The organism is Flavobacterium zhairuonense (genome assembly GCF_004352915.1).
In the GTDB taxonomy this organism is placed as follows: Bacteria; Bacteroidota; Bacteroidia; order Flavobacteriales; family Flavobacteriaceae; genus Flavobacterium; species Flavobacterium zhairuonense.
Window position 1 is genome coordinate 25190 of sequence record NZ_SJSY01000071.1, and the last position, 25338, is coordinate 50527.

Sequence of the window (25338 nt, forward strand, 5' to 3'; positions counted from 1 at the left end):
GTGTAAAATTTTTAAAAACAGTGTTTTGTGATTATTCGTACTTATAAGGATAAAAAAGTCGTACTATTTTTTTTAAAGAAATGAGTACGACTTTTTTTATTCGGTCGTGTAGTTCTTGCTTCTTTTTCAAATTTGTATCGAAATAAATTTTTAACCTAAAACACGATACAATGAAAACTTCAGTAAAATTTTTAGCAGTACTATTAGTAATAACCAATTTTTCTTTTGGACAAGATGTTACTAAAAAGATAGATTCTATAATAAAAAATAATTATCAAAAAAATCCGAACGTTGGGGTTAGTGTTGGCTTTATTAAAGATAATGACGAATTTTTTACGGCTTATGGCAATTTGAATTCCGAAAGTCAAATTCAAATCAATAAAAATTCAATTTTCGAGATCGCATCAATCACTAAAATTTTGACTTCAAATTTGATTGCGCAAGCCGTTATCGAGAATAAAATAAAAGTAGATGATTATATAGACAATTATCTTCCGAAGGAATATGTATTGCAAAAAAATATTCAAAACAAAATAAAAGTTTCAGATCTGGCATCTCATCAATCGGGTTTGCCTGATATCGATTTTGGAAAATTAATAAAATTAAATCCACAACAACCTGTAAGCAATGTAACTCAAGAAACATTGGCTGAAATAATCAATACTTGCAGTGAATTAAAAGATTATGGTAAATATCGATATTCTACAATAGGATATACTTTGCTTGGGCAAATATTGGAAAAAGTGTATAACAAGAATTATGATCAAATTATTAGAGAAAAAATAATTGTACCCTTAAAAATGAAAAATACACTAACTAAAGATTTTAATGTAAAAAATAGTACAACTGCTCACAATCCTGAAGGCGGTATTCAAGAATTCTTTAAATGGAATATCACTGCACCAGCAGGTTTGATAAAATCGGATGCAGCGGATATGGTTGTCTATTTAAAAGCCGTTTTAAACGATAAAACTCAAGTAGGAAAAGCTGCAATTATTACGGAGAAAACCTTTTATAAAGATGAAAAAAGAGAAATGGGATTAGGCACAAATATTGTTACCGATGATAAAAACACCATTTATATGAAATCTGGTGATTCGATGGGACAATCTTCAATTATTTGTTATAACAGAGCTAAAAATTGGGGTATAATTATACTTTTAGACCAAAGAAATTCAAAAATGAGACAAGATTTGTTGAATGTAATTTATGATACTGTTTTGAAATAAATAAAACGTAAAACAAACTCTTTAAGAAATTAAGGAGTTTTTTTATTTGATTCAAAGTGAAACTTGAATGAAATCATTGAATCAATATTCTTATATTCGCTATAATAAGTACTAAATTATTACACGGTTTAATGAATGATAACTTAACTTTTCCAATTGCAATTCATCCAACACCGACAAAACTAGAGTTTTTTTAAGTTTGTTTTTAATCGTTTTTATTTTTGTTCCTTTTTCTTATGGTGTTTTTACCCATCAAGGAGTGTACTGTTTAAGTTTGCCACTTGGCTTTTTTGGAATCCTGACATTTAATCATTTTACAGATTATAAATTCACGACATTACAAATAATTCAAAAAAATAAATTTATATCTTTTGATCAAAACGGACTGAAAATTTTAGAAAATGATGAATGTGATTTATATGATTGGAACCAATTAGAAAATATAGAAATTAATTTAATTGCATTTAAAGGTAAATGGAAGGATGAAGAAGGTAAATATAACGGAATAGAAAATCACATTGTATTTACTTTTCAAAATATAATTCAGAAGCATCGTTTTTATGTAGAAAAGCCTAAAGAGTTCAATTTTTTGTGGGATTATTTCGAAAAAATAATTTTGCCAAAATTATATGAATCCAAAAGAATTAAAAATGAAAGCATAATTATATCGCAATTGGATTATACAGAATTACAGAAATTTAAAATGAAATACAATATTAATAGGTATACTGATTTTATATATTTCAACTAGAAAATTGATTATAAACTTTCGAAAACGAAGCATATGATAGATTATAAGAATGCAAAATATCTAAGTATAATTTTGATATTTATTGGTTTTGGTTTTTCGGTTGAGAATAGTAAATCTGGAATAGAAATTTACACAATCAAAGGAAATTTCAAAACATCAATTAAAAACTGTTATTATTGTTTCGACGAGAATTCCGTGATTTTAAATCAAAATCCAATTTTTGATGAAGATGATATTAAAGATTTTAATTGGAAAGACCAGCAAATTTTTCTCAATGAATCTGGAAAAAAGAAATTAAAAAAAATAAAAATCCCTCTCCCTGGTATGCCAGTAGTAATGGTTTTAAATAATAAAAGAATCTACGGATTCTGGTTTTGGGATAAATTTTCTTCTTTTGGTTGTGATCGCGTTTATACTTATCCGGAAAAAGATTTTAAAATAAAATTCGGTCTACCTAAAAAAAATACTTTCGGAATAGATCCGAGATTTAATGAAGTGCTTCATAAATATGTTATTGATAAATACAAACAATATTAGCCTTCAGATTAATGCGGAATGTTTTTTGCTGTAAACATGTTTTTTTGGAAGTTATAGAATAGTAAACAATTAAAATCTGAAATGAGCTATAAAGACATAAAAAGAGTTTTATCTACATTCGGAATTTTGATTTTCTTTCTTCCTTTTTTTTCAGATGTGTTCACATGATTCTGTTAAATCGCCATCTGAAATTTTTAGAACGCATTCAGATGCTCAAGATCCATTGAAGAAAAATGAAGCTTTTGAAAAAGATAAAAACAGAGCGTCTTTAACGGGTTATGATTTGGCGTTAGATTTTGAAATTTCGGTGTTGTCGATCTTTACAGTAATTATGTTTCTAAATTTTATTATTTGGGTTTTTACTTTACGGAATTTCGAAATATCGATGCTTGCATTTTTAAATACATTCCTCTCTTTTATTGCTTTTGTTCTATTGTGCATCACAATTCCATTTGGACAATTCAGATACGGAATGTTTTTATTTCAATTGAATTCATTGTTGCTTTGTTATTGTGTTTTTAAAGAGAAACGGAATTATTAATTTTAAAAAAAATATGACTCACAAAGAATTCATAGAACAAACCAATTTTATTGAAGTTCAAAAAGAATATTGGAACCAATTTTCGATTGAATTCAAAAAAAACTCGAAGATTATAGCGTTTAAGGATTTTGATCCTGAAATTTATTTATTGTATCAGACAAATAGGTTAACCATAGTCGAAAGTTATTTTTTAGAATTCAGCAATGATTTAAAAAGAGAGTCGTTTAATTGGGATTACTATAATTCTTTAATGGCTTTAGAGGAAACTTTTGATCAATCTGAGGCTTCATTTTTTTCAGAATATTTTCTGGAATTTATTAAAAATGTGAATGTCGCTTTGTCTAATAATTTTTATTCTGAAGATTTATTAGATTTTATTTGGTCCACTTTTGATAGAATATTTCATGAAGCATTTCATTTGGAAAATGAAACAAGAGATTTGTATAAGCTTGAAATTAGAAAATTAAAACAACAAGTATTAGAAATAGACAAAGAAGATGAACACTTGATTTTACAGAAAATAGATCAATTTTTTGGGAAGAACATCTAATTGAAAGTACTTTAAAACAAAAAACCTGTGAATCTTTCGATTTACAGGTTTTTTGAATTTTTGTGGGGAGAGCAGGATTCGAACCTGCGAAGTTCACACAGCAGATTTACAGTCTGCCCTCGTTGGCCGCTTGAGTATCTCCCCATAAACGCTCGGAAAAGCGTAAAAAAAACTCCTTAATTTCTTAAGGAGTTTTGTGGGCGATGAGGGGTTCGAACCCCCGACCCCCTCGGTGTAAACGAGGTGCTCTGAACCAGCTGAGCTAATCGCCCTATTTTACTAGGTTGCTATCATTTCGTGATTGCGAGTGCAAATATACGCTAGTTTTTGAGTTCTGCAAAGAAAACACACTAAAAATTTAAACTTTTTTTAATGTGTTTTCTATCTTGTTGAGGCAGAAAATGTTATAAGCATAAATTCTTTAGCTATTTTTTACTTTGAAAGCGTCGGAACGTTTCTGTAGATGTAATCACTGTGTTTTCCGGTGAAAGATTTTTCTAATTCATCAAAAAAAGCATCGGCATCTTTTTCATTTGGCCAAGTTGATTTAATGAGTTCATCTATTTTTTCACTTGATTTCTCCATATCGGCTAAAGAATCGTAAAAAAAGGCTTCCATAAAATCAGTGCTGCTGGAACCCCAAGAATGACGAAACGGATAATATGCTTTTATATAAGGATCCTTAAAAGTGATTTTGTCATTAAATTCTTTAAGATTCTGTCCTTTTCCTTTTCCACTCATTTCTGATTTTCGAATGTAAATAATCATTGGTTTTTTTGTAACATCTTTATAGGCTTTTTCACCGATAGAAGTGATGCTCTGATAAATTTCATCAGAATGTTTTTGGGTGTAAAAAGCATCGTATTTTTCAAAAAATGCTTTTCTAGCCTTTTCATCTGGCCAAGCATTTTTGGCGAGTTCATCACTAATAGCATTGGCTTTTTCGATATCTTCCCAATTTTTGTAAACACTGACTAAAATAACTTCAGTATTGTCGTCCGTGTAATAATGAGTTAAAAGCTCTGAACCGATAATAAGATCATTTTTGCTGGTGATTTTGTCAAAATATTCCTGTTCAGTGGCCTTCCAGTCTTTAGCTTTTCCATCCAAACTGCGATGCAGGGTTGTCATGGTGATAAAGACTGGTTTTTCTTTTTCGGGGGCTTTGTCTTGTGCGTACGTGGCTACGCACCATAAGGCCATCCATAGGACGGGCCCTAGAAGTGTACTTCTTGTTTTCATGATTAAATTTGTTTGGTTAAAAAAAAAAGTAAACAAATTTAACTCATTAATAAACAGGTAGTTGTAAAAGTGGTGTTTTATCGATAAACGTTAAATTTTTATGTTTAACGGCAACTCTGCGACTACAAAAGTACTGCCACCAGCATATATAAAATCGCTTTTTGCAGCCTTTTTCTTCGCTGCCGAAAAAGCATTTTCCACAGAATCGTATTTTTCACCTATTAAATCATACTTTTTAGCTGTATCTTGCAGAATTTCAGTGCTTAATCCCCTCGGAGAATCGGGTCTGCAGAAATAATATTTAGCTTTTTTAGGGAAGAGTGGCAAAATTGAATCCAGATCTTTGTCGTTTACAACGCCTAAAACGATATGCAAATTTTCATAAGTTTCCTTTTGAAGCTGATTCATAACAACAGCAAGACCGTGTTTGTTATGTGCTGTGTCACAAATAATTTTCGGATTTTCGCCAAGTTGTTGCCATCTGCCTTGAAGCCCCGTATTTTTTACAACTTTCAATAATCCTGATTTCAGACTTTCTTCTGAAACTTCAAAATGGCTTGTTTCATTTAAAATCTGAATCGTCTGCTGTACCGTTTTCTTATTATGAAATTGATAATTGCCAATTAAATCAGATGGAAAAACTTCTGAAATTAAATCAGAAGCAAAATATATAGGTGCTTTATTTTCTTCGGCTTTCGCTAAAAATACAGGCTGTGTTTCATTGGTATATTCACCAATAACAACCGGAACATTTGGTTTTATAATTCCAGCTTTTTCACCCGCAATTGCTTCAAGCGTATTTCCTAAAAATTGAGTGTGATCCAAACCAATATTTGTAATTACCGAAACTAAAGGTGTAATAATATTGGTAGCGTCTAATCTTCCGCCTAAACCAACTTCGATAATGGCAATATCAACTTTTTCGGAAGCAAAATAATCAAAAGCCAAACCAACAGACATTTCAAAGAAACTCATATCATTGGCTTCAAAAAAGGTTTTATGCTTTCCGATAAATTCAATTACAAAATCTTCTGAAATTTCCTCGCCGTTTATTCTGATTCGTTCTCTAAAATCTTTTAAATGTGGCGAAGTGTACAATCCAACTTTATATCCGGCTTCATGTAAAACGGATGCAAGCATATGTGAAGTTGAGCCTTTTCCGTTTGTTCCAGCAACATGAATACATTTTAACTTGGTTTCTGGATTATCAAGATGCGCTGCCAATAATTTAATATTGGTCAAATCTTCTTTATATGCCGAAGCACCCTGCGTCTGGTACATTGGAAGTTGATTAAACATCCAATTTGTGGTCTCTTGATAGTTCATTTATTCAGATAAAATAGTGGTTGATTGAAATAAATTTCGATTTTTGTAGTTTAATATTACAGCGAAAATTATCTTTAGTGCAAATTTCAAATAATTTTTAGAATTAATCATAAAAACCAGAATTAAAATATGTTTAGCTTCATTCAATTACAAACAGATACAATTGCAAACGCAGCATCTAACGTAGTTATCGAAAAAATTGCTCCAGAACACGAAATTTCAATGTTTGGGTTCATCATGAAAGGAGGAGTTTTCCTTATTCCAATCGCTATTTTATTGTTTTACACTATATATATTATTTTTGAGCGCTATATGTATATCAGCAAAGCTTCAAAAATCGACAGCCGATTGATGCAAGATGTTGGAGATAAATTGAATGCTGGAAATATTGAATTGGCAAGAACAATTGTAGAAAGAAGTAACACCGCAGCAGGAAATATTTTGAAAGAAGGAGTTCTAGTAATTGGAAGGCCAATTGCAGAAATCGAGTCAAATATGGACCGTGCCGCTGATATCGAAATTGGAGAAATGGAAAAACATTTAGGTCATCTTGGACTTATAGCTGGTATTGCGCCAACTCTTGGTTTCATTGGAACAATTTCTGGAGTTATTAAAATTTTCTACAGCATTTCGGTTACAGAAAACATCAGTATCGGGAATATATCTGGAGGTTTATATGAAAAAATGATCAGTTCAGGTTCAGGATTAATTGTGGGTATTATCGCTTATTCTGCTTACCACTTATTAAACGGAAAAATTGATAATTTCGCCTTAAAAATTCAGAAACAAATTTTAGAATTTGTCAATATAATACAAAGAGCATAAGGTATGTCAATCAAAAGAAAAAGAAGATTTCATGCTGAGGTAGCAACATCGTCATTAAGCGACATTATGTTTTTCTTGTTGTTGTTTTTCTTAATTATCTCAACACTGGCAAACCCTAATGTGATTAAAATGACTTTGCCGAAAGCCAAAGCAAATGAAAAAACGAATAAACAGTTAATCAGTTTATCAGTTACAGAAGATAAAAAATTCTACATTGACAAAGAACCAGTTGATTTTGAAAATCTAGAAACCAGTTTAATGTCAAAAATTGGAACAGACAAAGAACAAACAGTTGTAGTCCGAATTCCGTTTAATTTGCAAGTTCAAGATTTAGTAGATGTCTTGCAAATAGGAGTGAAGAACAACTTGAAGTTCGTTATTGCTACAAGTCCAAAGTAAAAATAATCATTAGGGCGTGATCCCGTTAAGATAAGTGGGCAAACATTCTTTATCAATATTCGCCCACTTATCTTAACGGGACCGGGCTATCCGCGCTACTTCGGTAGCCAGCTTCTATCCCTCACGCGAATTACTAATTTATTTAGACCTGACAGGTTTTTAAAACCTGTCAGGTCTAATTGGAGAAGCAAAAAACACAATCTTGTCATTTCGACTGAAAGGAGAAATCACACTAGAAACTCCGCAAGCAAAATCGCCAATCTTTGTCGATCTTTGAGTGTGATTTCTCCTTTCAGTCGAAATGACAAACTAGACGATAAAAAAAGGCTTTCAGTTTTCTGAAAGCCTTTTTTATATAATAACAGATTTAGTGTAAATCTGTGAAATCCGTGTTTTAATTCAAACTAAAATTATAAATAATCTTTCCAACTTGTTTAACAGGAGCATCACTATCCGATTCCCATTTTGTATTCATCGCAGCAATTCTCGCTTGATCTAATAAACAGCTTGCTGTATTTGTAGTTCCTTTAATTCCAGCCGTTGCACTTATTGTTTTTCCATTTTGATCAACGGTAACTTCAACTACAACTTTTCCTTCTTCATTGCAATTATATTTTGGAGCAGGTTTAGATAAAGCTTTTCGGTTTCCTAAAGAATATCCAGATCCGCCACCAGAACCACCGCCACTTCCGGCTCCATACCCGCTTCCTGTGCCAATTCCATTTCCAGTTCCGTTACCGCCTCCGGTTCCTCCGCCAGAGCCTCCAGAACCGTAATAGCCATTAGAACCTAAACTTCCGTTAGCTTTTCCTTTATTTCCTGCTGTTTTATCGTCGCCGTCGCCGCCTCTGTTAGATCCTTTCATAATGCTTGCTAATGCATCATTTGTTGAGTTGGATACTTTTGGTTTTTCAGGAACAGGTTTTTGTACCGGTTTTTCAACAGGAACAGGTTTTTTAGGTTTTTCCTTTGTTGGAATAACGACGTCATTATCTGCAGTTGTATTTTCCTGGCTAATTATAGCCTCTTCTTCAGGAGTTGCTTTTGCGGGAGCTTGTTTTACATTGTTTTTGACATCCAGAACTTCGCTTTTGTAATTCGCTCCAGAACCTAAATCGCTATCGCCAAAATTTACTGTTACACCGCCTCCGCCACCTCCGCCATCAGCAAGTGCAACATTGTTTTCTGGATTGTATGGTGGCCAAAAACGGATAAAAAACAATAATACAATTATTACTGCATATATAGCCGTTGTGTATAGTAACGATTTCTTTTGGTCTGAAGAAATAGGGGAACTCATTTAATTCTGAATTTTGTAATGTATTATTTTAAAAACGTTTAAAAGTAGTAAAAATTGTTTAAAGTGAAAGAGCGGAATGCTATTTAACCGCAAGGCACGCTAAGGCCTGCGCAAAGAAACGCAAAGTTTTAATTTTGAACGACATAATGCTTTAAACGTGGCTTAGTTCCAGTTCCGATGGAACAAATTATATTGTAGAGCTGGACTTTAGTCCAGTTTGCATGTAGCTTGGATTTTGCAGGCGTTTTTTTTTTGCACGCAGATTTGGCAGATTTAAGCAGAGTTTAATTTTTAAAATGGATCTGCGCTAATCTGCTTAAATCTGTTTTAAATCTGCGCGAAATTTCATGGTTAGAATAGAATCTTTCTAATTCAATAATCTGTGGCAAAAAAAAACGAGCTAAATAATTTAGCCCGCTTTATAAATGAAGTATAAAAAAAATTACACTAATTGTTTCAATGCAATTTCAAAAGCAGTTGCACTAATATTTGTTTTTGAAGAATTCAAAGCATGTGCTTTAACAATCGCATTTTTTATAATTTCTGAAGTATCATTAAAAATAGCTTCGTCAGTCATTTGAACTTTTTTCTCCATGAAATAAGCAAAAACTCTTGCCATTCCGCAGTTTGAAATAAAATCTGGAATCAAGCTCACTTTGTGATCTACTTCTTCCATAATTGATCCGAAGAAAATTTCTTTGTCAGCAAAAGGAACGTTTGCACCGCATGAAATTACTTCAAGTCCGTTTGCAATTAAGTTGTCAATTTGTGCTTGCGTTACCAATCTTGAAGCCGCACAAGGTGTGAAAATCTCAGCACCAATTGTCCAGATTTTAGAATTGATTTCTTCAAACGGAATCATATTATCGGCAACTAATTTATTTCCATCTTTATTTAAAAACAACGTTCTGATTTCTTCGAAAGAAAAACCTTCTTCTTTGATTAATCCTCCGTCACGGTCAATAATCCCGATAACTTTTGCACCCATTTCAGCTAGATAAAAAGCAGCTGCAGATCCAACATTTCCAAAACCTTGAACGATTGCTTTTTTGCCTTTAATGTCACCTCCATAAATAGAATAGAAATGACGAACCGCTTCGGCAACGCCATAACCTGTAATCATATCGGCAACGGTATATTTTCTAGTGACGTCTGGTGAGAATTTCGGGTTTTCGATTACTTTGATTACACCTTGGCGCAATTGGCCAATTCTGTTGATTTTATCTGCTTCGGTTGGTTTGAAGTGCCCGTTGAAAACACCTTCCTGAGGATGCCAAACACCACATTCTTCGGTCATTGGAATTACTTCGTGAATCTCATCAACATTCAAATCTCCTCCAGTCCCATAATAGCTTTTCAATAAAGGAGAAACCGCTTTGTACCAGCGTTGTAAAACTCCTTTTTTGCGAGGATCGTTTGGGTCAAAATTTATTCCGGATTTAGCGCCGCCAATTGCGGGACCAGAAACTGAGAATTTAACTTCCATTGTTTTAGCTAATGATAAAACTTCGTTCATATCTAAGCCTTTTCTCATTCTTGTTCCTCCACCTGCAGCTCCTCCGCGAAGTGAATTAATTACAGTCCACCCTTCGGCTTCTGTTTCTGAATCTTTCCAATTGAAAACAATTTCAGGTGCCTTGTTTTCAAATTGTTGTAATAAATCTTTCATTTTGTTGAGATATGTTTATTTTGCGTAAAAGTATAAAATAGAATAATGCGAATAATGTATTTTATGGCAAATTTAATGAAAGAAAAAAAAGAAAGCCGAAAACTATAAGGTTTTCGGCTTTCGGAATTCGAATATTTTTAAGAAATTCAGGATTATATTCCTAATAAGTGTTTTTTCAAAGTTTCGTCAACTGGTTTGTCTGAAAGCCAGATTCCGAATAATGCTTGTTTGAAATCAAATCCTTGAATTTTTCCTTTTGGAACATCGTTTTTGATTACGTTAATTGTTTGATCAAGCGGATTGTAAAACAAAATAAAAACGTCTTTTTCTGTAATTGCGTCACTTAAAAATGTTTTGAACTGCTCAATTCTTGGACGTAAAGCCTCAAGATTACTTCCTGCAGATTTTTCAAAACCTGTATTCATCGCTTTTGTCAACTTGTTTGAAGATACCATAGATGAGGTAATTTCAATTCTGATCGCCATTTCAGTATCGCTATCGATAATGAATTTTGGGTCTTGGCTTAGTTGAGATAAATAAAGTGCCTGAACATAAACTTCCAACCACATTTTTGATCTTCCGCCGGCACCGTTTAACTGCATCGTTTTATTTTGTACTTCAATTTTTCTTGGAACCGTAACACCGTTTACTTCTAATTGAGTTTGGGCAGAAACAGTAAAAAATTGTACACTTAAAAGGAATACAAATAATAGTAAAATCTTTTTCATACTTCTATCGATAATTTTTGTTTTTTGGCAAAAATACTTTTAATTTCTAAATTTTGCTCTCTAAAAATACATGTTTTTTATTAAAGTATAACATTTTTTTAAAATGTATTTCTTTCATAATCAATTTAGTAAGACTTGCTTTACGTACATTTACCTGTTCCAAAACCGGTTGCGCATTTTTTAGTAAGTAATTTTTTAAAACTTTAAAAAAATGGCTTTTTTTCATGAAATTATATTCTTGAATTTTAAAGAAAATGTTGCACAATTGATGCTTGTGTGCTCAAAAATCAGAATTATTACGAAAACGTTATCGTGATTATTGATTATCTATTAATTTTGTATGCACGCATTGTTAATTTGGGTTTTAAAAATTATCTTTGGAAGCCTTTTTGAGCAAAAAACAAAAAAATACAAAAACAAATTATTTCCATTTTCGCCAATGAGATTTTGGATTTAGAAAAACAATAAACTAACTACATTATGGATTTTAATCTTACCGAAGAGCATTTGATGATTCAGCAAGCAGCAAGAGATTTTGCTCAAAACGAATTATTGCCTGGAGTTATTGAACGTGACGAAAAACAAATTTTTCCAACTGAGCAAATCAAAAAAATGGGTGAGCTTGGATTTATGGGAATGATGGTTGACCCAAAATACGGCGGAAGCGGACTGGATGCTATTTCATACGTAATTGCTATGGAAGAAATCTCTAAAGTTGATGCATCTGCTTCTGTGGTAATGTCTGTTAACAATTCATTAGTTTGCTGGGGACTTCAGGAATTTGGAACCGAAGAGCAAAAACAAAAATATTTGCCAGGTTTGGCTTCAGGACAAATTCACGGAGCATTTTGCTTAAGTGAGCCAGAAGCTGGAAGTGATGCAACTTCTCAAAAAACAACTGCTGTTGATATGGGAGATCACTATTTGGTAAACGGAACAAAAAACTGGATTACTAACGGAAATACGGCTTCAGTATATTTAGTAATTGCTCAAACGCATCCTGAATTGAAACACAAAGGAATCAATGCTTTGATCATGACGAAAGATATGCCAGGTTTTTCTATTGGTCCAAAAGAACAAAAAATGGGAATCCGTGGTTCTGATACACATTCATTAATGTTCAGTGATGTAAAAGTGCCAAAAGAAAACAGAATTGGAGAAGATGGTTTCGGATTCAAATTTGCAATGAAAACTTTGGCTGGAGGAAGAATAGGAATTGCTTCTCAAGCTTTAGGAATCGCTTCTGGAGCTTATGAATTGGCATTGAAATATTCTAAAGAAAGAAAAGCTTTCGGAACTGAAATCTGCAATCATCAGGCAATTGCTTTCAAATTGGCGGATATGGCTGTAAACATCGAAGCAGCACGTCATTTGTGTATGAAAGCGGCTTGGGATAAAGATCAGCATAAAAACTACGATGTGAGCGGTGCAATGGCAAAATTGTTTGCTTCGCAAGTAGCTATGGATACTGCTGTTGAAGCGGTTCAAATTCACGGAGGAAACGGATATGTAAAAGAATATCATGTGGAGCGTATGATGCGTGACGCAAAAATCACTCAGATTTATGAAGGAACTTCTGAAATTCAGAAAATTGTAATTTCAAGATCAGTTATCGCAGGATAAATTTAGATTTCAAATAAAATAGTAACATGAACCCTTTCAGCTTTTTGAGCTTCGAAAGGGTTTTTTGATTTTTTTTTGCTATTTTTCAGCAACTTAATCCTTAAAAAACTTTGTTTTTCTATTAAATCAAACAATCATTTTTTATGAAAAAAATATACTTTCTTTTTGTTTCGCTGGTTTTGTTATGCTGTAAAACAAATCCTTCTGTTGTAACTGAGACAACAGATTCAAGTTCAAAAAAAATAGAAATCAATTATAAAGTAAGTGAATCTGAAGTTTCAGATTTCTTGAAATATCTTTCTTCGGATGAATTGGAAGGACGCGAAACAGGGACAAAAGGAATTGAAAAAGCAGCGGTTTTTTTAGAAGATTTCTTAAAAAAGAATAATGTTAAACCTTATTTTGCTTCGTATCGCGATACACTAACTAATTTTAAATTGCCAGCGTACAATATTGTCGGAGTTTTAGAAGGGACAGATCCTGTTTTGAAAAAAGAATTTGTGGTTTTGAGTGCACATTACGATCATATTGGAAAAGAGAAAAAACAGCAAGCCGATGTCATAAATAATGGTGCGAATGATGATGCTTCGGGTGTGACAGCTGTTGCTCAGATGGCGGAATATTTTGCGAAAACAAAATCGAATAAACGCAGTATTCTTATTGTGTTTTTTGCTGGAGAAGAAAAAGGATTGCTAGGCTCTAAAAGTCTAGTTCCAAAATTAAAAAAGAGAGATTTTAATTTATATACGCAATTGAATATTGAAATGATTGGCGTGCCGATGAAGCGCGATTTTTTGGCCTACGTTACTGGTTTTGATAAATCGAATATGGCACAGAAAATCAACGAATATACCGGTAAAAACACCATTGGGTTTTTGCCGAAAGAAGCAGAATACAAATTGTTTTATAGATCTGATAATTATTCCTTTTTTGAGGCTTTCGGAAAACCTTGCCAATCGATAAGTACTTTTGATTTTGAGAATTTTGAGTTTTACCACCATGTTTCAGATGAATTCAAAGTAATGAATATTCCGCATATTACTGCATTTGTGCAAGAATTATTGCCGGCGGTGACTCAGATAACGATTACTCCAACGAAGGAAATTACAATGAATTAATAACACAGCTTTTTATTGGTTTTGTTTATTTTTGCAACATGAAAAATATTATCGTTACAGGAACCAGCCGAGGAATTGGATATGAATTGGCATTACAATTTGCAAATGCTGGCCATCAGGTTTTGGCAATTTCTAGAAAAATACCGCAATCTTTATTAGAGCATCAAAATGTTACTTGTCTTTCAATTGATTTGGCAGATGAAAGTGCTTTAAGTGAAGTAGAGCATTTTCTGTCGTCGACTTGGAAAAAAGTTGACGCGGTGGTTCATAACGCGGGAGCTTTAATTTGGAAGCCTTTTGCAGAAACTACCCAAGCCGATTTTGAAAATATTTATAAAGTAAATGTTTTTGCAGTGGCAAATCTTACCAGAATTTGTCTTCCTTATTTAGGAAAAGGAAGTCATGTTGTGACTATCAGTTCGATTGGCGGTGTAAGAGGAAGTTTGAAATTTGCCGGATTAGCCGCTTATAGTTCAAGCAAAGGCGCTGTAATTACTTTAACCGAATTATTAGCCGAAGAATATAAAGAGAAAGGAATTTCGTTTAATGTTCTTGCGCTAGGCTCAGTTCAGACAGAAATGTTGAACGAGGCTTTCCCAGGATATCAAGCGCCAATTTCGGCAGAAGGAATGGCAACTTATATTTATGATTTTACTCTTAATGGAAATAAGTATTTTAATGGGAAGGTTTTAGAGGTTTCTTCTACTAATCCTTAATTAATTATGAATTATGAGTTATGAATTATGAGTGAAAGTATTGTGAAAACCAAAAGTTTTGAATTAGCTATAAGAGGAGTTAATTTTTATAAATGGTTAGTTGCTGAAAAGAAAGAATTTGTAATGAGTAAGCAGTTTTTGCATTCAATTACATCGGTTGGTGCAAATGTTCGGGAAGCTGTGAATGCTCAAAGTAAAGCTGATTTTATTCATAAATTATCAATTTCTCAAAAAGAATGTGATGAGTCAATGTATTTGCTGGAAATATTAATTGCAACGAATTATATTTCTAAAGCTGAATTTGAATCGATGCAAAATCAATGTGAGGAAGTGCTAAAAATCATAAAAAGTATAATCATAACGTCAAAGAAGAAACTCATAACTCATAACTAAAAACTCATAATTCATAATTAAATTGAACGAAACTTTAGCAAAATACATTCCGGAGCATGCAGTAAAGCCTGTTTTTGATTTGATTGTTTCCAATCAGGTTCATTTGAAAATCGTAAATGAGCGCCAGACGCGTCATGGCGATTATCGGAGAGGACCGAGTGGAAAACATGAAATCACGGTTAATGCAAGTTTGAATAAATATCGTTTTTTAATTACACTCATTCATGAAATTTCGCATTTGGTTGCATTCGAAAAATTCGGACGAAATATAAAACCGCATGGGAATGAGTGGAAATACACTTTTCAACGTTTGATGGTTCCGTTTATTCGTCCAGAAATATTTCCTAGTATGATATTACCTTTGCTGGCGAGACATTTTAAAAATCCATCGGCGAGCAGTGATACAGATACTACTTTGTCATTGGCATTAAAACAATATGATTCAAACAGTGATAAAAATTATGTTTTCGAAATTCCTTACGGAAGTGTTTTCAGAATAAAAAATGGCAAAGTATTTAAAAAAATTGCCGTTAGAACAAAACGTTTCGAATGCCTCGAAATAAGCACAGGAAAAACTTATCTTTTTAATCCAAATGCTGAAGTTGAGCTGATAGATTAAAGATTTTAATATTTCAAAATAGAAAATTCCAAATTCCAATTTTATGTAAGATTGGGATTTGGATTTTGATTTTTTTATTTAATCTACTTGTTTACAAAAGTTTAATGTGTGTTTCTTTGTGTTTTGAGAAAAAAATTGCAGCTTTGACAAAACACTTTTTTATGAGAAAAATATTGCTTTTGTTTTTTCTATTTGTACTAGCTAGTTGCGACAAGGATCCTGTATTAATTCAATCTGGAATTGAAACTAAAGTCAACGGTAAAATTACAGATGATCATGATGTGCCAATTTCAAATTTAATTGTAAAAGTTGGGGAATATAAAGTGACAACCACTGGATCTTATCTTGTGTCTTATGAGGATCATGAATTTATAAAATGGGTTGATTCTACTTTTACGGATAATAATGGAAATTATGATTTTGTTTTTAAAACAACTGGTAAAGGGAATTTCTATCAACTATCCTTTGGTAAAGAGGCTAAAGACAAGGAGCCACAGGTTTTATGGCGACCATTCACTGTTAATATTACCGAAGACGCAAATGATTTAAAATACATTGGTAAGCAATTCGAATTTAATTCCAAAAATTTAATTCTATTATATCCATGTGAGGTAACTTTTAAGGTTAATAATGTTACAACATTTCCTACAGGTCCAAGTCATAATCTTACTTATACAACGTATAATATCACTGCAAATGGTGAATCAAAACAAACATTATATATTGATAAATACAATAAGCAGATTGTTGATTTTTATAGAACCAAAAATGGAGTTTTACAGAAAGCATCTTATGAATTTCCAGCTAGTAATGTTGAGGATACAACATATCAAACAATAACAGTCGAAGAAACTGATTTTAAAAATGTGAATTAATAAGTTGTCAAATTTTTTAAAAAAATTCCCAAATTCCAATTTGCATAGCTTGGAATTTGGGAATTTAAATATTGAAATTTAAAAGGCGTTTAACCTTTCAAATAAGCTTCTCTTACTTTCTTAAATAGGTTTGAAGAATAGACAAACTTCACGATATCTTTATTGTCAGTTCTAAAGATTTCTTCTTTATTACCCTGCCATGCTTTCAAGCCTTTTTTTAGAAAAACGATATTTTCACCAATTTCCATTACAGAGTTCATATCGTGTGTGTTGATAACGGTTGTAATGTTGTATTCTCTAGTGATTTCCTGAATTAAGTTATCGATCAAAGTTGAAGTATTTGGATCAAGACCAGAGTTTGGTTCATCGCAAAACAAATACTTCGGATTGTTTACAATAGCACGTGCAATGGCAACACGTTTCTGCATACCTCCAGAAATTTCAGAAGGTAATTTTTTATGCGCATCTATCAGATTTACTCTTTCTAAAACAAAATCAACTCGTTCTTGAATTTGAGCTTTGTTTTTGCTAGTAAACATCCTTAGCGGGAATGCTACATTTTCTTCAACGGTCATTGAGTCAAATAAGGCACTTCCTTGAAATACCATTCCGATTTCAGTTCTTAACTCACGTTTTTCATCTTTGTCTAAATCAGAATAAACTCTTCCGTCAAATTCAATTGTTCCTGAGTCTGGCGTGTGAATTCCTAATAACGTTTTCAATAAAACTGTTTTGCCAGATCCACTTTGTCCAATAATCAAATTGGTTTTTCCAGTTTCAAATACCGTTGAAACGCCTTTTAAAACTTTGCTGTCACCAAATGATTTTTCTATGTTTTTTACTTCTATCATTATCCTAGTAATAATTGAGTTAATATATAATTTAGGAGAATAATAGTAACAGATGTCCATACAAATGATGTTGTACTAGCCTTACCAACTTCTAATGCGCCACCTTTCATATAATATCCATGAAAAGATGGAATTGTTGCTAATAACATGGCAAAAATTAAAGTTTTGATAAAGGCATACGTAATATGAAAGGGTATGAAATCTTTTTGCGCTCCCATAATAAAATCGGCTCCTGTTGAAAATCCTCCGTAAGCACATGCAAGCCATCCTCCAAAAATTCCTAAAAACATACTAATCCCAATTACAAATGGATACATTAATAATGCTATAATTTTTGGGAAAACAAGATAATTTACGGAATTAACTCCCATAACTTCTAAGGCATCAATTTGCTCTGTAACGCGCATTGTTCCAATACTAGAAGTAATGTAAGATCCCATTTTTCCGGCCATAATTACCGAAATAAAAGTAGGTGCAAATTCTAAGACTACAGATTGACGTGTAGCGAAACCAATTAAATATTTTGGAATTAAAGGGTTAGTTAGGTTTAGCGCGGTCTGGATGGCAACAACTCCTCCGATGAAAAAAGAGATAAAGCAAACAATCCCAAGTGAGTCGATAATTAAATCGTCGATTTCTTTGAAAATTAAATTTTTCATAACAGGCCATTTGGTCTGTTTATTGAAAATTTCTTTCAGCATTAAAAAATATTTTCCTATTTGGGATAAATAACGAATTAGCATCATAAGTTTTACAAATATTGGCTAAATTAAGGATTAGTTTACAGTTTACAGTTTCAGTTTGCAGTTTTTTAATTTTTTTTAAGATTAAAAAAGCTTCTCTTTCATTTTTTGTAAACGATAATTTCTAATAAATTTAGCTTGTTCTGGGGTCACTAATAAAGGAGTTTTGGCTTTTTTAGCTTTTAAAAATCCTTTGATGTAATCTAAAAATAGGAACGGTTTTTTCTTCATCATCGCTAATTTTGCAGAAGCAATTGCGGTAATCCAAAAACCATAACCTAAAGTATAAAAGGCTTCGCCTTGCTTGTAGCGAGCTGTTTTGTTGTAATTTGCGCCGGTTGGTTTTAAATGTTTTACGTGTAAAGATTCATCGGTAACCACTTTCCAATCATAATATTTGCAAAGTAATTCATCAACGGTATCCCAACCCATTGCAGGACGTAAACCTCCAATTTGCTGAAAAGTTTCTTTTCGATATGCTTTTAAAGCGCCTCGAATATGATCTTTATCTGTCAGGTTTTCTAAAACCCATTCTCCATTTTTGTCAATGTAGCAAAATCCGCCAGCCATTCCAATTCTTGAATCTGAATTAAAATGTTTAATTATGGTTTCAAAATAATTTGGAGGAAAAATCAAATCGCCATCAATTTTTACAATAATATCGTAATTGGAATCTAAAGTTTCAAAACCTTTCTGAAAAGCCTGAATGACTTTGCTTCCTGGCAAATGAATTGCGTCTGAAGTTTTGTTTACGACAGATATGTATGGATTTTCTTTTGCAAAACTTAATACAACTTCTTCTGTTTTATCTGTAGAATTGTCATTTACAACCACAACTTTTGAAGGCAAAACGGTTTGTGAAACCAAAGATTGTAAAGTCAAGCCAATAAGATCTTGCTCGTTATGCGCGGGAATGACGATGTAATATTTCATTTTAAGAATTTTAGATTTTAGATTTTAGATTTTAGATTGTATGGAAGTCATCTAAAAATCAAAAATTTAAAATCGTTAATCTGCAATCTTATTTCTTTACTTTTTCAGCTACAACAAGATAATATCTCGGAGTGAAATATCTTAGTAAAGGTCTTAAACCAAATTTTTTCACCGGATGTGTAAATTGAATACGATCTGTAATTTTCCAGCCTGTTTTTTCTAAAAGCCAGTCTAATTGCCAGTCTTCAAATTCGTGGTAATGTCTGTCCCACATATCCGTTTTAGAACGATACGCCGGAGAAAACCATAAACGCAATGGAATTGAAATTAACAATTTGTCGCATTTTACGTTTTCTAAAACCGTGTACGGATTAAGTAAATGTTCGAAAATTTCAAATGCTGTAAAAACAGTGTATTCTTCTGTTTGTAAAGCAGTATGATCGTTATCTAAATCTTCTCCTTTTGTATTTTTTACAGTATAACCGTTTTCTTCCATTATTTTAGAAAATGGATTTGGTACACCAAAATCAAAAATAGTCTCTGAAGTATTTACGTGTTTTTGTAAAAATTCTAAAGTAAGTTTGAATCTTTTATTAGGAAACGTTTTTTCGTACATAGTCATTGCGAACGAATCAATCTCTCGTTCTTGATTTTAATTAGGTCGCAAATATACAAAGTTATCTTCTTTTTTATGTTTTTTAATTGGAAGGAAAATGAAAGTCCGCATTTAAAATATTATTTTTAAATACGGACTTTTATAAGTTTTTATATGATTTTAAAGATAGCTTCGTAGAAGCGTAATATTTATAGCCAATTTAGTTCTCATAAAGAAGCTCCATAGGAGCGAAATCTTTTTGTTTGTATAATCATGTCGCTCCGATGGAGCTTTTTTGAATCCAGATTATTTGTTCTATAAATATGGCGTCCCTCTGGGACTGGTGTTTTATAAATTAATATCTATAAACAAAAGCATTAATATTCATTCCCGCTCCAACAGAAGCAAAAATTAAAACATCTCCTTTATTTATTTCTTGATTTTCGATTTTTCCCTGAAGGATTAAATCGTATAACGTTGGGACAGTTGCAACACTGCTGTTTCCTAAATCATGGATGCTCATTGGCATAATGTCTTTAGGCGCAGTTTTATCGTATAATTTGTAAAAACGATCAATAATTGCTTCGTCCATTTTTTCGTTTGCCTGATGAATAAGGATTTTTTTGACTTCGCTGATATCAATACCGCTCTTGTCTAGACAGCTTTTCATGGCGCACGGAACATTGCTTAAAGCAAATTCATAGATTTTACGTCCGTACATTTTGATGTATTTTGTATCCGGATCTAAATCTGGATTGTATGATTTTCCAAAGAAAAGGAAGCCAGCTTCATCAGTTGCAAAAGTGGCACTTTCGTAAGCTAACAATCCACTTTCGTCAGTTGAAGCTTCTAAGATTGAAGCGCCTGCGCCATCAGAATAAATCATCGAATCACGATCGTGATCGTCAACAACTCTTGATAAAGTTTCGGCTCCAATTACTAAAACTCTTTTTGCCATTCCAGATTTAATGAAAGCATTGGCTTGTAAAACACCTTCAATCCATCCAGGGCATCCGAAGATAATATCGTAAGCGACACACTTTGGATTTTTAATTCCTAATTTGTTTTTAACGCGCGTTGCCAAACTTGGCAACATGTCAGATTGTGTAGTTCCGATTTTTACATCTCCAAAATTATGGGCAATGATAATATAGTCTAAAGTTTCGGCATCAATTCCCGCGTTTGCAATTGCTTTTTGTGCTGCAAAAAATGCTAAGTCAGAAGCGGTATATTGAGGTTCGGCATAACGACGGTTTTGAATTCCGGTGATGCCTTTGAATTTTTTAATAACAACTTCGTTCGGATAACCAAAAGGAGTTCCATCTTCATTTAAAAAAACATGTTTGTCAAAATCTGTGTTTTTTACTTCTAAATTAGGAATATAGCTCCCAATACCAATAATTTTTATTTTCATTTTTCCCGTAATTATCCGATAAATTTGGTGCTAAAATAGAAATAAAATAATGATAACTATCATAAAAAATACTATGCACGCATATAATTGTGAAATAAAAGATTTTTCAATGATAAACTGATTATTTTCTAATGATTTTTTAATTTTTCCGAGATTTCAAACGTTTGAGATTGATTAAGGAGCCAATTTTTATTTCGCTGTTTTATTTTGAAATGTTATAAAAACAAGCAAAACCAGAAGGAATGTTATAAAAAGAGAAAGTGTTGTTTTTTTGTTTCAAGTTTCAGGTTTCACGTTATGTTGAAAACTGAAACTTGAAAACTGAAAACTGAAACCAAAAAATAAACCCGACAGGTTTTTAAAACCTGTCGGGTTTGGAATAATATGTAAAGAAAACTAATTTCTTAGTTTTCCATGTAAGCTTCGATAGGAGCACAGCTACAAACTAAGTTTCTGTCACCATAAGCGTCATCTACACGACGAACAGATGGCCAGAATTTATTATCAGCGATGTAATCTAATGGATAAGCTGCTTTTTCTCTAGTATAAGGGAAATCCCAGTTATCAGTTGTTAACATTGCTAATGTGTGTGGTGCATTTTTCAATACGTTGTTTTTGTCATCAGCAGTTGCAGCTTCGATTTCTTTTCTGATTGAAATAAGTGCATCACAGAAACGATCTAACTCAGCTAAATCTTCAGATTCTGTTGGTTCGATCATTAAAGTTCCAGCAACTGGGAAAGAAACCGTTGGAGCGTGGAAACCGTAATCCATTAAACGTTTTGCGATATCACCAACTTCGATTCCGTTTTCTTTAAATGCACGGCAATCTAAAATCATTTCGTGAGCCGCTCTTCCGCATTCTCCAGTATAAAGAATTGGGTAGTGTCCTTCGAAACGTGCTTTCATATAGTTTGCGTTCAAGATCGCGTGCTCTGTAGCACTTTTTAATCCTTCAGCGCCCATCATAGTGATGTAACCGTAAGAGATTAAACATACTAAAGCAGATCCGTAAGGTGCAGATGAAATAGCCGTAATTGCTTGCTCGCCGCCAACATTTAAGATTGGGTTTGTTGGCAAGAATGGAACTAATTTTTCGTTCACACAAATTGGTCCAACTCCAGGTCCACCACCACCATGAGGAATAGCGAATGTTTTGTGTAAGTTTAAGTGACAAACGTCAGCGCCAATTGTAGCAGGATTTGTTAATCCAACTTGAGCGTTCATGTTTGCACCATCCATATATACTAACCCGCCGTTTTCGTGGATTAATTTTGTGATTTCGATAATTGAAGATTCGTAAACTCCGTGAGTAGAAGGATACGTTACCATTAAGCAAGATAAATCATCTTTGTGTTCAATTGCTTTTTCTCTTAAATCTTCTACGTCAATATTTCCTTCTGGAGTCGTTTTAGTAACAATGATTTTCATTCCGGCCATCGCGGCAGAAGCAGGATTTGTTCCGTGTGCCGATGAAGGAATTAAACATACATTACGGTGACCTTCGTTTCTTGACATGTGGTAAGCACGAATCGCCATTAATCCAGCATATTCTCCTTGAGCACCTGAGTTTGGCTGTAAAGTTGTTCCAGCAAATCCAGTAATTACATTTAATTGTTGCTCTAATTTTTTAAGCATTGTAAGGTAACCTTCTACTTGGTCAACTGGTGCAAACGGGTGAATGCTGTTCCAGTTTGGCATTGAAAGAGGCAACATTTCAGAAGCTGCGTTTAATTTCATTGTACAAGAACCTAATGAAATCATCGAGTGATTCAATGATAAATCTTTACGCTCTAATTTTTTGATATAACGCATCAACTGGCTTTCTGAATGATGATTGTTGAAAACATCATGCGTCAAGAAAGATGAAGTTCTTTCTAATGAAGCTGGTAATTGGCTTGCAGAAGTTAATTCAGAAACAGAAACCGTTTCTTTTCCTAAAGCTTCAGCAAAAATCGCAACGATTTGGTTGATGTCTGCAACAGAAGTTGTTTCGTTTAATGAAATTGAAACTGAATCAGCATCAGGATAGAAGAAGTTTACTTTGTTGTTTTCTGCAACTGCTTTTACTTTTTGAGCATCAGCTTTTACTAAAATGGTATCAAAGTAAGCCGTGTTTGTTTGGTAAACTCCTAATTTATTTAAAGCTTCAGCAGTAGTAACTGCAGAGGCGTGAACTTTGTTTGCAATATATTTTAATCCTTCTGGACCGTGGTAAACCGCATACATTCCAGCCATAACAGCCAATAAAACCTGAGCAGTACAAATGTTAGAAGTCGCTTTTTCACGTTTAATGTGTTGTTCGCGAGTTCCTAAAGCCATACGTAAAGCACGGTTTCCGTTTGTGTCAACAGAAACTCCAATGATACGACCTGGCATAGAACGTTTGTACTCGTCTTTAGTTGCAAAGTAAGCAGCGTGAGGACCACCGTAACCCATTGGCACACCAAAACGTTGTGTTGTTCCAACAACTACAGCAGCTCCCATTTCTCCCGGAGAAGTTAAAGTTGCAAGTGATAAAATATCAGCAGCAAAGGCAACTTTGATTTCGTTTTCTTTTGCTTTAGCAACAAAAGCACTGTAATCGTTTACTTGACCGTATTTTCCTGGATATTGTAAAATTGCTCCGAAGAACTCATTTGAAAAATCAAATGTTTCGTGGTTTCCAACCACTAATTCAATTCCAATTGGAGTTGAACGTGTTTGAAGTACAGATAAAGTTTGAGGTAAAATTTCTTCAGAAACGAAGAATTTGTGTGTATTGTTTTTCTTTTGATCTCTTGTACGAACATCAAATAATAAAGCCATAGCTTCTGCAGCAGCAGTTCCTTCATCAAGTAAAGATGCATTGGCAATTTCCATTCCTGTTAATTCGATAACAGTAGTCTGGAAATTCAAAATAGCTTCCAAACGACCTTGAGCAATTTCTGCCTGATAAGGTGTGTAAGCTGTGTACCATCCTGGGTTTTCGAAGATATTTCTTTGAATTGGAGCCGGAACGATAGTTGGGTGATAACCCAAACCAATGTATGATTTAAATGTTTTGTTTTTCTTTCCTAATTCGCGAATATGATTTGCAAATTCGAATTCTGTCATAGCAGGATCTAAATTCAAAGGCGCTTTTAAACGAATATCGTCCGGAAGGGTTTCATAAACAAGTTGTTCGATTGAGTCAACTCCAATAGTTTTCAGCATGTGCTGAAGATCAGTTTCTCTTGGACCAATGTGTCTTAAAGCAAAAGCATCTGTTTTCATGTAGCTATCTAAATTTTTTAAATTAATGTGTTCGTACACCATTTTGACATACGAATCACATTTAAAAGTAAATGTGTTGTTTTTTTGTGGCGCAAAATTAAGTATTATTAATAATTTAATGGGTATTTTTAACTTCATTTTTTATCAAATTTCTAACTATTGATATGATTTGTTAATAAATGATTAGATTTGAGATATGAAACTTCTAAAACAAATTTTCGATTTTTATTTGAACAGCAGTATTCACGTGGCTTTGTCGTGTTATGCTTTAGTCCGAATTACGTTTCATGTATTTCATATTCAGTACGATGAGCCAATGGCATTGTTTACTTTTTTCGGAACTATTGTAGGATATAATTTCGTAAAATATGACGCTTTGGTTCGCGTAAAGAAAAATCCTATCGGGACACAATTAAAAATTATCGCTGTTTTGAGTTTTATTTCAGTGATTTTGGTTGGCTATTATTTTTTCCATTTAAAGCGGATTACTCAAATTGTTTCTGTCGTAATTTTTCTGATTACTGCACTTTATACTTTGCCCTTTTTCCCAAACCGGAAAAACGCCCGAAACTGGGCAGGTGTAAAAATTTATATAGTAGCACTTTGTTGGGTTGGCACTACTTTAGTTTTACCGCTTATAAATGCCGAAATGTCGTTTACATTTACTTTTTTCATCAAATGCATTCAGCGTTTTGTATTGGTTTTTGTTTTGATATTGGTTTTCGAAATCATCGATTTAGTCAATGACGATCCGCATTTGCAAACTGTTCCGCAAACTATTGGCGTAAAGCGAACCAAGATTTTAGGGCTTTCGCTTCTGGTCCCGTTTTGGGTTTTGGAGTTTTTTATTTCGACATTTAATTATCATGATGTTTTCATCAATTTGATAATGGTTATCACGCTGATGTTATTTATAGTTTTTGCCAACCCAAATCGTTCCAAATATTATACTTCTTTTTGGGTAGAAGCTGTGCCGATATTTTGGTGGCTAATGGTAGTTTTTTTATAAAAATACTTTGGGCGTGTCCCTCCGGGTCGGGCTATCCGTTACAAGTCCTCGCTCTTCCTTCGTCAGGCTGTGGGCTTTCCACTGCTATCCCTCACGCA

The 25338-nt window shown here is 33.1% G+C and carries 25 protein-coding genes and 2 tRNA genes; 14 read left to right on the forward strand and 13 right to left on the reverse strand.

The window, feature by feature from the left end; translation table 11 throughout:
• Positions 1-170: 170 nt before the first annotated feature.
• The 5 genes from EYY60_RS09000 (at position 171) to EYY60_RS09020 (ending at position 3608) form a co-directional block, all read left to right on the forward strand.
• Positions 171-1229, forward strand: a complete 1059-nt coding sequence (locus EYY60_RS09000; protein WP_132989052.1) for a serine hydrolase domain-containing protein — start codon at positions 171-173, stop codon at positions 1227-1229.
• Between the two features lie 199 nt (positions 1230-1428).
• Entirely contained in the window at positions 1429-1980 is a 552-nt protein-coding gene (locus tag EYY60_RS09005) for a hypothetical protein (RefSeq protein ID WP_132989053.1), read from the forward strand.
• A 33-nt stretch (positions 1981-2013) separates the two neighbouring features.
• Positions 2014-2517 (forward strand): hypothetical protein, encoded by a 504-nt coding sequence (locus EYY60_RS09010; protein ID WP_132989054.1) that lies wholly within the window; start codon positions 2014-2016, stop codon positions 2515-2517.
• A 154-nt stretch (positions 2518-2671) separates the two neighbouring features.
• On the forward strand, positions 2672-3058 hold the full coding sequence (locus EYY60_RS09015; RefSeq protein ID WP_132989055.1) for a hypothetical protein: 387 nt from the start codon (positions 2672-2674) through the stop codon (positions 3056-3058).
• 13 nt (positions 3059-3071) lie between these two features.
• Positions 3072-3608 (forward strand): hypothetical protein, encoded by a 537-nt coding sequence (locus EYY60_RS09020; RefSeq protein WP_132989056.1) that lies wholly within the window; start codon positions 3072-3074, stop codon positions 3606-3608.
• Between the two features lie 63 nt (positions 3609-3671).
• On the opposite strand, the gene EYY60_RS09025 is transcribed toward EYY60_RS09020, so the two are convergent.
• The 4 genes from EYY60_RS09025 to EYY60_RS09040 form a co-directional block, all read right to left on the reverse strand.
• A tRNA-Tyr gene (locus tag EYY60_RS09025) sits at positions 3672-3752 on the reverse strand.
• 53 nt (positions 3753-3805) lie between these two features.
• Positions 3806-3880: transfer RNA gene (locus tag EYY60_RS09030), tRNA-Val, on the reverse strand.
• 160 nt (positions 3881-4040) lie between these two features.
• Positions 4041-4850: a hypothetical protein gene (locus EYY60_RS09035; protein WP_132989057.1), complete on the reverse strand. Its 810-nt coding sequence runs from the start codon at positions 4848-4850 to the stop codon at positions 4041-4043.
• A gap of 90 nt (positions 4851-4940) precedes the next feature.
• Entirely contained in the window at positions 4941-6176 is a 1236-nt protein-coding gene (locus EYY60_RS09040) for a bifunctional folylpolyglutamate synthase/dihydrofolate synthase (protein ID WP_132989058.1), read from the reverse strand.
• 129 nt (positions 6177-6305) lie between these two features.
• On the opposite strand from EYY60_RS09040, the gene EYY60_RS09045 reads away from it, so the two are divergent.
• Both EYY60_RS09045 and EYY60_RS09050 read left to right on the forward strand, forming a co-directional pair.
• On the forward strand, positions 6306-7001 hold the full coding sequence (locus EYY60_RS09045; RefSeq protein WP_026728936.1) for a MotA/TolQ/ExbB proton channel family protein: 696 nt from the start codon (positions 6306-6308) through the stop codon (positions 6999-7001).
• 3 nt (positions 7002-7004) lie between these two features.
• Positions 7005-7400, forward strand: coding sequence for an ExbD/TolR family protein (locus EYY60_RS09050; RefSeq protein ID WP_026728937.1), 396 nt, complete (start codon positions 7005-7007; stop codon positions 7398-7400).
• Between the two features lie 394 nt (positions 7401-7794).
• On the opposite strand, the gene EYY60_RS09055 is transcribed toward EYY60_RS09050, so the two are convergent.
• From EYY60_RS09055 to EYY60_RS09065, 3 genes are all read right to left on the reverse strand, one after another.
• Complete coding sequence (locus EYY60_RS09055) at positions 7795-8700, reverse strand: energy transducer TonB (protein WP_132989059.1); 906 nt, start codon at positions 8698-8700, stop codon at positions 7795-7797.
• A 442-nt stretch (positions 8701-9142) separates the two neighbouring features.
• Complete coding sequence (locus tag EYY60_RS09060; protein WP_132989060.1) at positions 9143-10369, reverse strand: Glu/Leu/Phe/Val dehydrogenase dimerization domain-containing protein; 1227 nt, start codon at positions 10367-10369, stop codon at positions 9143-9145.
• Between the two features lie 152 nt (positions 10370-10521).
• Positions 10522-11097 carry a chalcone isomerase family protein gene (locus EYY60_RS09065; protein WP_132989061.1) on the reverse strand — a complete coding sequence of 192 codons (576 nt, stop codon included), beginning with the start codon at positions 11095-11097 and terminating at the stop codon, positions 10522-10524.
• A gap of 480 nt (positions 11098-11577) precedes the next feature.
• On the opposite strand from EYY60_RS09065, the gene EYY60_RS09070 reads away from it, so the two are divergent.
• The 6 genes from EYY60_RS09070 (at position 11578) to EYY60_RS09095 (ending at position 16441) form a co-directional block, all read left to right on the forward strand.
• Positions 11578-12720: an acyl-CoA dehydrogenase gene (locus EYY60_RS09070; RefSeq protein WP_132989062.1), complete on the forward strand. Its 1143-nt coding sequence runs from the start codon at positions 11578-11580 to the stop codon at positions 12718-12720.
• A 143-nt stretch (positions 12721-12863) separates the two neighbouring features.
• Complete coding sequence (locus EYY60_RS09075) at positions 12864-13838, forward strand: M20/M25/M40 family metallo-hydrolase (protein WP_132989063.1); 975 nt, start codon at positions 12864-12866, stop codon at positions 13836-13838.
• 38 nt (positions 13839-13876) lie between these two features.
• The gene (locus tag EYY60_RS09080) at positions 13877-14554 is read left to right on the forward strand and encodes an SDR family NAD(P)-dependent oxidoreductase (protein ID WP_132989064.1); all 678 of its coding nucleotides are present in this window, start codon (positions 13877-13879) and stop codon (positions 14552-14554) included.
• A gap of 27 nt (positions 14555-14581) precedes the next feature.
• Positions 14582-14947, forward strand: a complete 366-nt coding sequence (locus EYY60_RS09085) for a four helix bundle protein (protein ID WP_132989065.1) — start codon at positions 14582-14584, stop codon at positions 14945-14947.
• 22 nt (positions 14948-14969) lie between these two features.
• Positions 14970-15566 (forward strand): SprT-like domain-containing protein, encoded by a 597-nt coding sequence (locus EYY60_RS09090; protein ID WP_132989066.1) that lies wholly within the window; start codon positions 14970-14972, stop codon positions 15564-15566.
• A gap of 161 nt (positions 15567-15727) precedes the next feature.
• Positions 15728-16441 (forward strand): peptidase associated/transthyretin-like domain-containing protein, encoded by a 714-nt coding sequence (locus EYY60_RS09095; RefSeq protein WP_132989067.1) that lies wholly within the window; start codon positions 15728-15730, stop codon positions 16439-16441.
• An 89-nt stretch (positions 16442-16530) separates the two neighbouring features.
• Here EYY60_RS09095 and EYY60_RS09100 read toward each other — a convergent pair whose 3' ends face one another.
• From EYY60_RS09100 to gcvP, 6 genes are all read right to left on the reverse strand, one after another.
• Positions 16531-17292, reverse strand: coding sequence for an ABC transporter ATP-binding protein (locus EYY60_RS09100; RefSeq protein ID WP_132989068.1), 762 nt, complete (start codon positions 17290-17292; stop codon positions 16531-16533).
• Positions 17292-18038 (reverse strand): MlaE family ABC transporter permease, encoded by a 747-nt coding sequence (locus tag EYY60_RS09105; protein WP_012022541.1) that lies wholly within the window; start codon positions 18036-18038, stop codon positions 17292-17294. Before EYY60_RS09105 ends, EYY60_RS09100 begins: the two co-directional genes overlap by 1 nt.
• A gap of 81 nt (positions 18039-18119) precedes the next feature.
• Positions 18120-18968 (reverse strand): glycosyltransferase, encoded by an 849-nt coding sequence (locus EYY60_RS09110; RefSeq protein ID WP_132989069.1) that lies wholly within the window; start codon positions 18966-18968, stop codon positions 18120-18122.
• Positions 18969-19056: 88 nt separating this feature from the next.
• Positions 19057-19584, reverse strand: a complete 528-nt coding sequence (locus EYY60_RS09115) for a methyltransferase (protein WP_132989260.1) — start codon at positions 19582-19584, stop codon at positions 19057-19059.
• Between the two features lie 334 nt (positions 19585-19918).
• A complete protein-coding gene (locus EYY60_RS09120; RefSeq protein ID WP_132989070.1) occupies positions 19919-20977 on the reverse strand; it encodes a 3-oxoacyl-ACP synthase III family protein in 1059 nt (352 codons plus the stop codon).
• A 404-nt stretch (positions 20978-21381) separates the two neighbouring features.
• Entirely contained in the window at positions 21382-24231 is a 2850-nt protein-coding gene (gene gcvP, locus EYY60_RS09125) for an aminomethyl-transferring glycine dehydrogenase (protein ID WP_132989261.1), read from the reverse strand.
• 196 nt (positions 24232-24427) lie between these two features.
• Between gcvP and EYY60_RS09130 the strand changes: the two genes are divergently transcribed.
• A complete protein-coding gene (locus tag EYY60_RS09130; protein ID WP_132989071.1) occupies positions 24428-25240 on the forward strand; it encodes a UbiA prenyltransferase family protein in 813 nt (270 codons plus the stop codon).
• Positions 25241-25338: the final 98 nt, after the last annotated feature.

Coding starts and splice junctions, on each gene's coding strand:
- EYY60_RS09000 (WP_132989052.1), top strand. CDS start 171: ATGAAAACTTCAGTAAAATTTTTAGCAGTACTATTAGTAATAACCAAT.
- EYY60_RS09010 (WP_132989054.1), top strand. CDS start 2,014: ATGATAGATTATAAGAATGCAAAATATCTAAGTATAATTTTGATATTT.
- EYY60_RS09015 (WP_132989055.1), top strand. CDS start 2,672: ATGTGTTCACATGATTCTGTTAAATCGCCATCTGAAATTTTTAGAACG.
- EYY60_RS09020 (WP_132989056.1), top strand. CDS start 3,072: ATGACTCACAAAGAATTCATAGAACAAACCAATTTTATTGAAGTTCAA.
- EYY60_RS09035 (WP_132989057.1), bottom strand. CDS start 4,850: ATGAAAACAAGAAGTACACTTCTAGGGCCCGTCCTATGGATGGCCTTA.
- EYY60_RS09040 (WP_132989058.1), bottom strand. CDS start 6,176: ATGAACTATCAAGAGACCACAAATTGGATGTTTAATCAACTTCCAATG.
- EYY60_RS09045 (WP_026728936.1), top strand. CDS start 6,306: ATGTTTAGCTTCATTCAATTACAAACAGATACAATTGCAAACGCAGCA.
- EYY60_RS09050 (WP_026728937.1), top strand. CDS start 7,005: ATGTCAATCAAAAGAAAAAGAAGATTTCATGCTGAGGTAGCAACATCG.
- EYY60_RS09055 (WP_132989059.1), bottom strand. CDS start 8,700: ATGAGTTCCCCTATTTCTTCAGACCAAAAGAAATCGTTACTATACACA.
- EYY60_RS09060 (WP_132989060.1), bottom strand. CDS start 10,369: ATGAAAGATTTATTACAACAATTTGAAAACAAGGCACCTGAAATTGTT.
- EYY60_RS09065 (WP_132989061.1), bottom strand. CDS start 11,097: ATGAAAAAGATTTTACTATTATTTGTATTCCTTTTAAGTGTACAATTT.
- EYY60_RS09070 (WP_132989062.1), top strand. CDS start 11,578: ATGGATTTTAATCTTACCGAAGAGCATTTGATGATTCAGCAAGCAGCA.
- EYY60_RS09075 (WP_132989063.1), top strand. CDS start 12,864: ATGAAAAAAATATACTTTCTTTTTGTTTCGCTGGTTTTGTTATGCTGT.
- EYY60_RS09080 (WP_132989064.1), top strand. CDS start 13,877: ATGAAAAATATTATCGTTACAGGAACCAGCCGAGGAATTGGATATGAA.
- EYY60_RS09085 (WP_132989065.1), top strand. CDS start 14,582: ATGAGTGAAAGTATTGTGAAAACCAAAAGTTTTGAATTAGCTATAAGA.
- EYY60_RS09095 (WP_132989067.1), top strand. CDS start 15,728: ATGAGAAAAATATTGCTTTTGTTTTTTCTATTTGTACTAGCTAGTTGC.
- EYY60_RS09100 (WP_132989068.1), bottom strand. CDS start 17,292: ATGATAGAAGTAAAAAACATAGAAAAATCATTTGGTGACAGCAAAGTT.
- EYY60_RS09105 (WP_012022541.1), bottom strand. CDS start 18,038: ATGATGCTAATTCGTTATTTATCCCAAATAGGAAAATATTTTTTAATG.
- EYY60_RS09110 (WP_132989069.1), bottom strand. CDS start 18,968: ATGAAATATTACATCGTCATTCCCGCGCATAACGAGCAAGATCTTATT.
- EYY60_RS09115 (WP_132989260.1), bottom strand. CDS start 19,584: ATGTACGAAAAAACGTTTCCTAATAAAAGATTCAAACTTACTTTAGAA.
- EYY60_RS09120 (WP_132989070.1), bottom strand. CDS start 20,977: ATGAAAATAAAAATTATTGGTATTGGGAGCTATATTCCTAATTTAGAA.
- gcvP (WP_132989261.1), bottom strand. CDS start 24,231: ATGAAAACAGATGCTTTTGCTTTAAGACACATTGGTCCAAGAGAAACT.
- EYY60_RS09130 (WP_132989071.1), top strand. CDS start 24,428: ATGAAACTTCTAAAACAAATTTTCGATTTTTATTTGAACAGCAGTATT.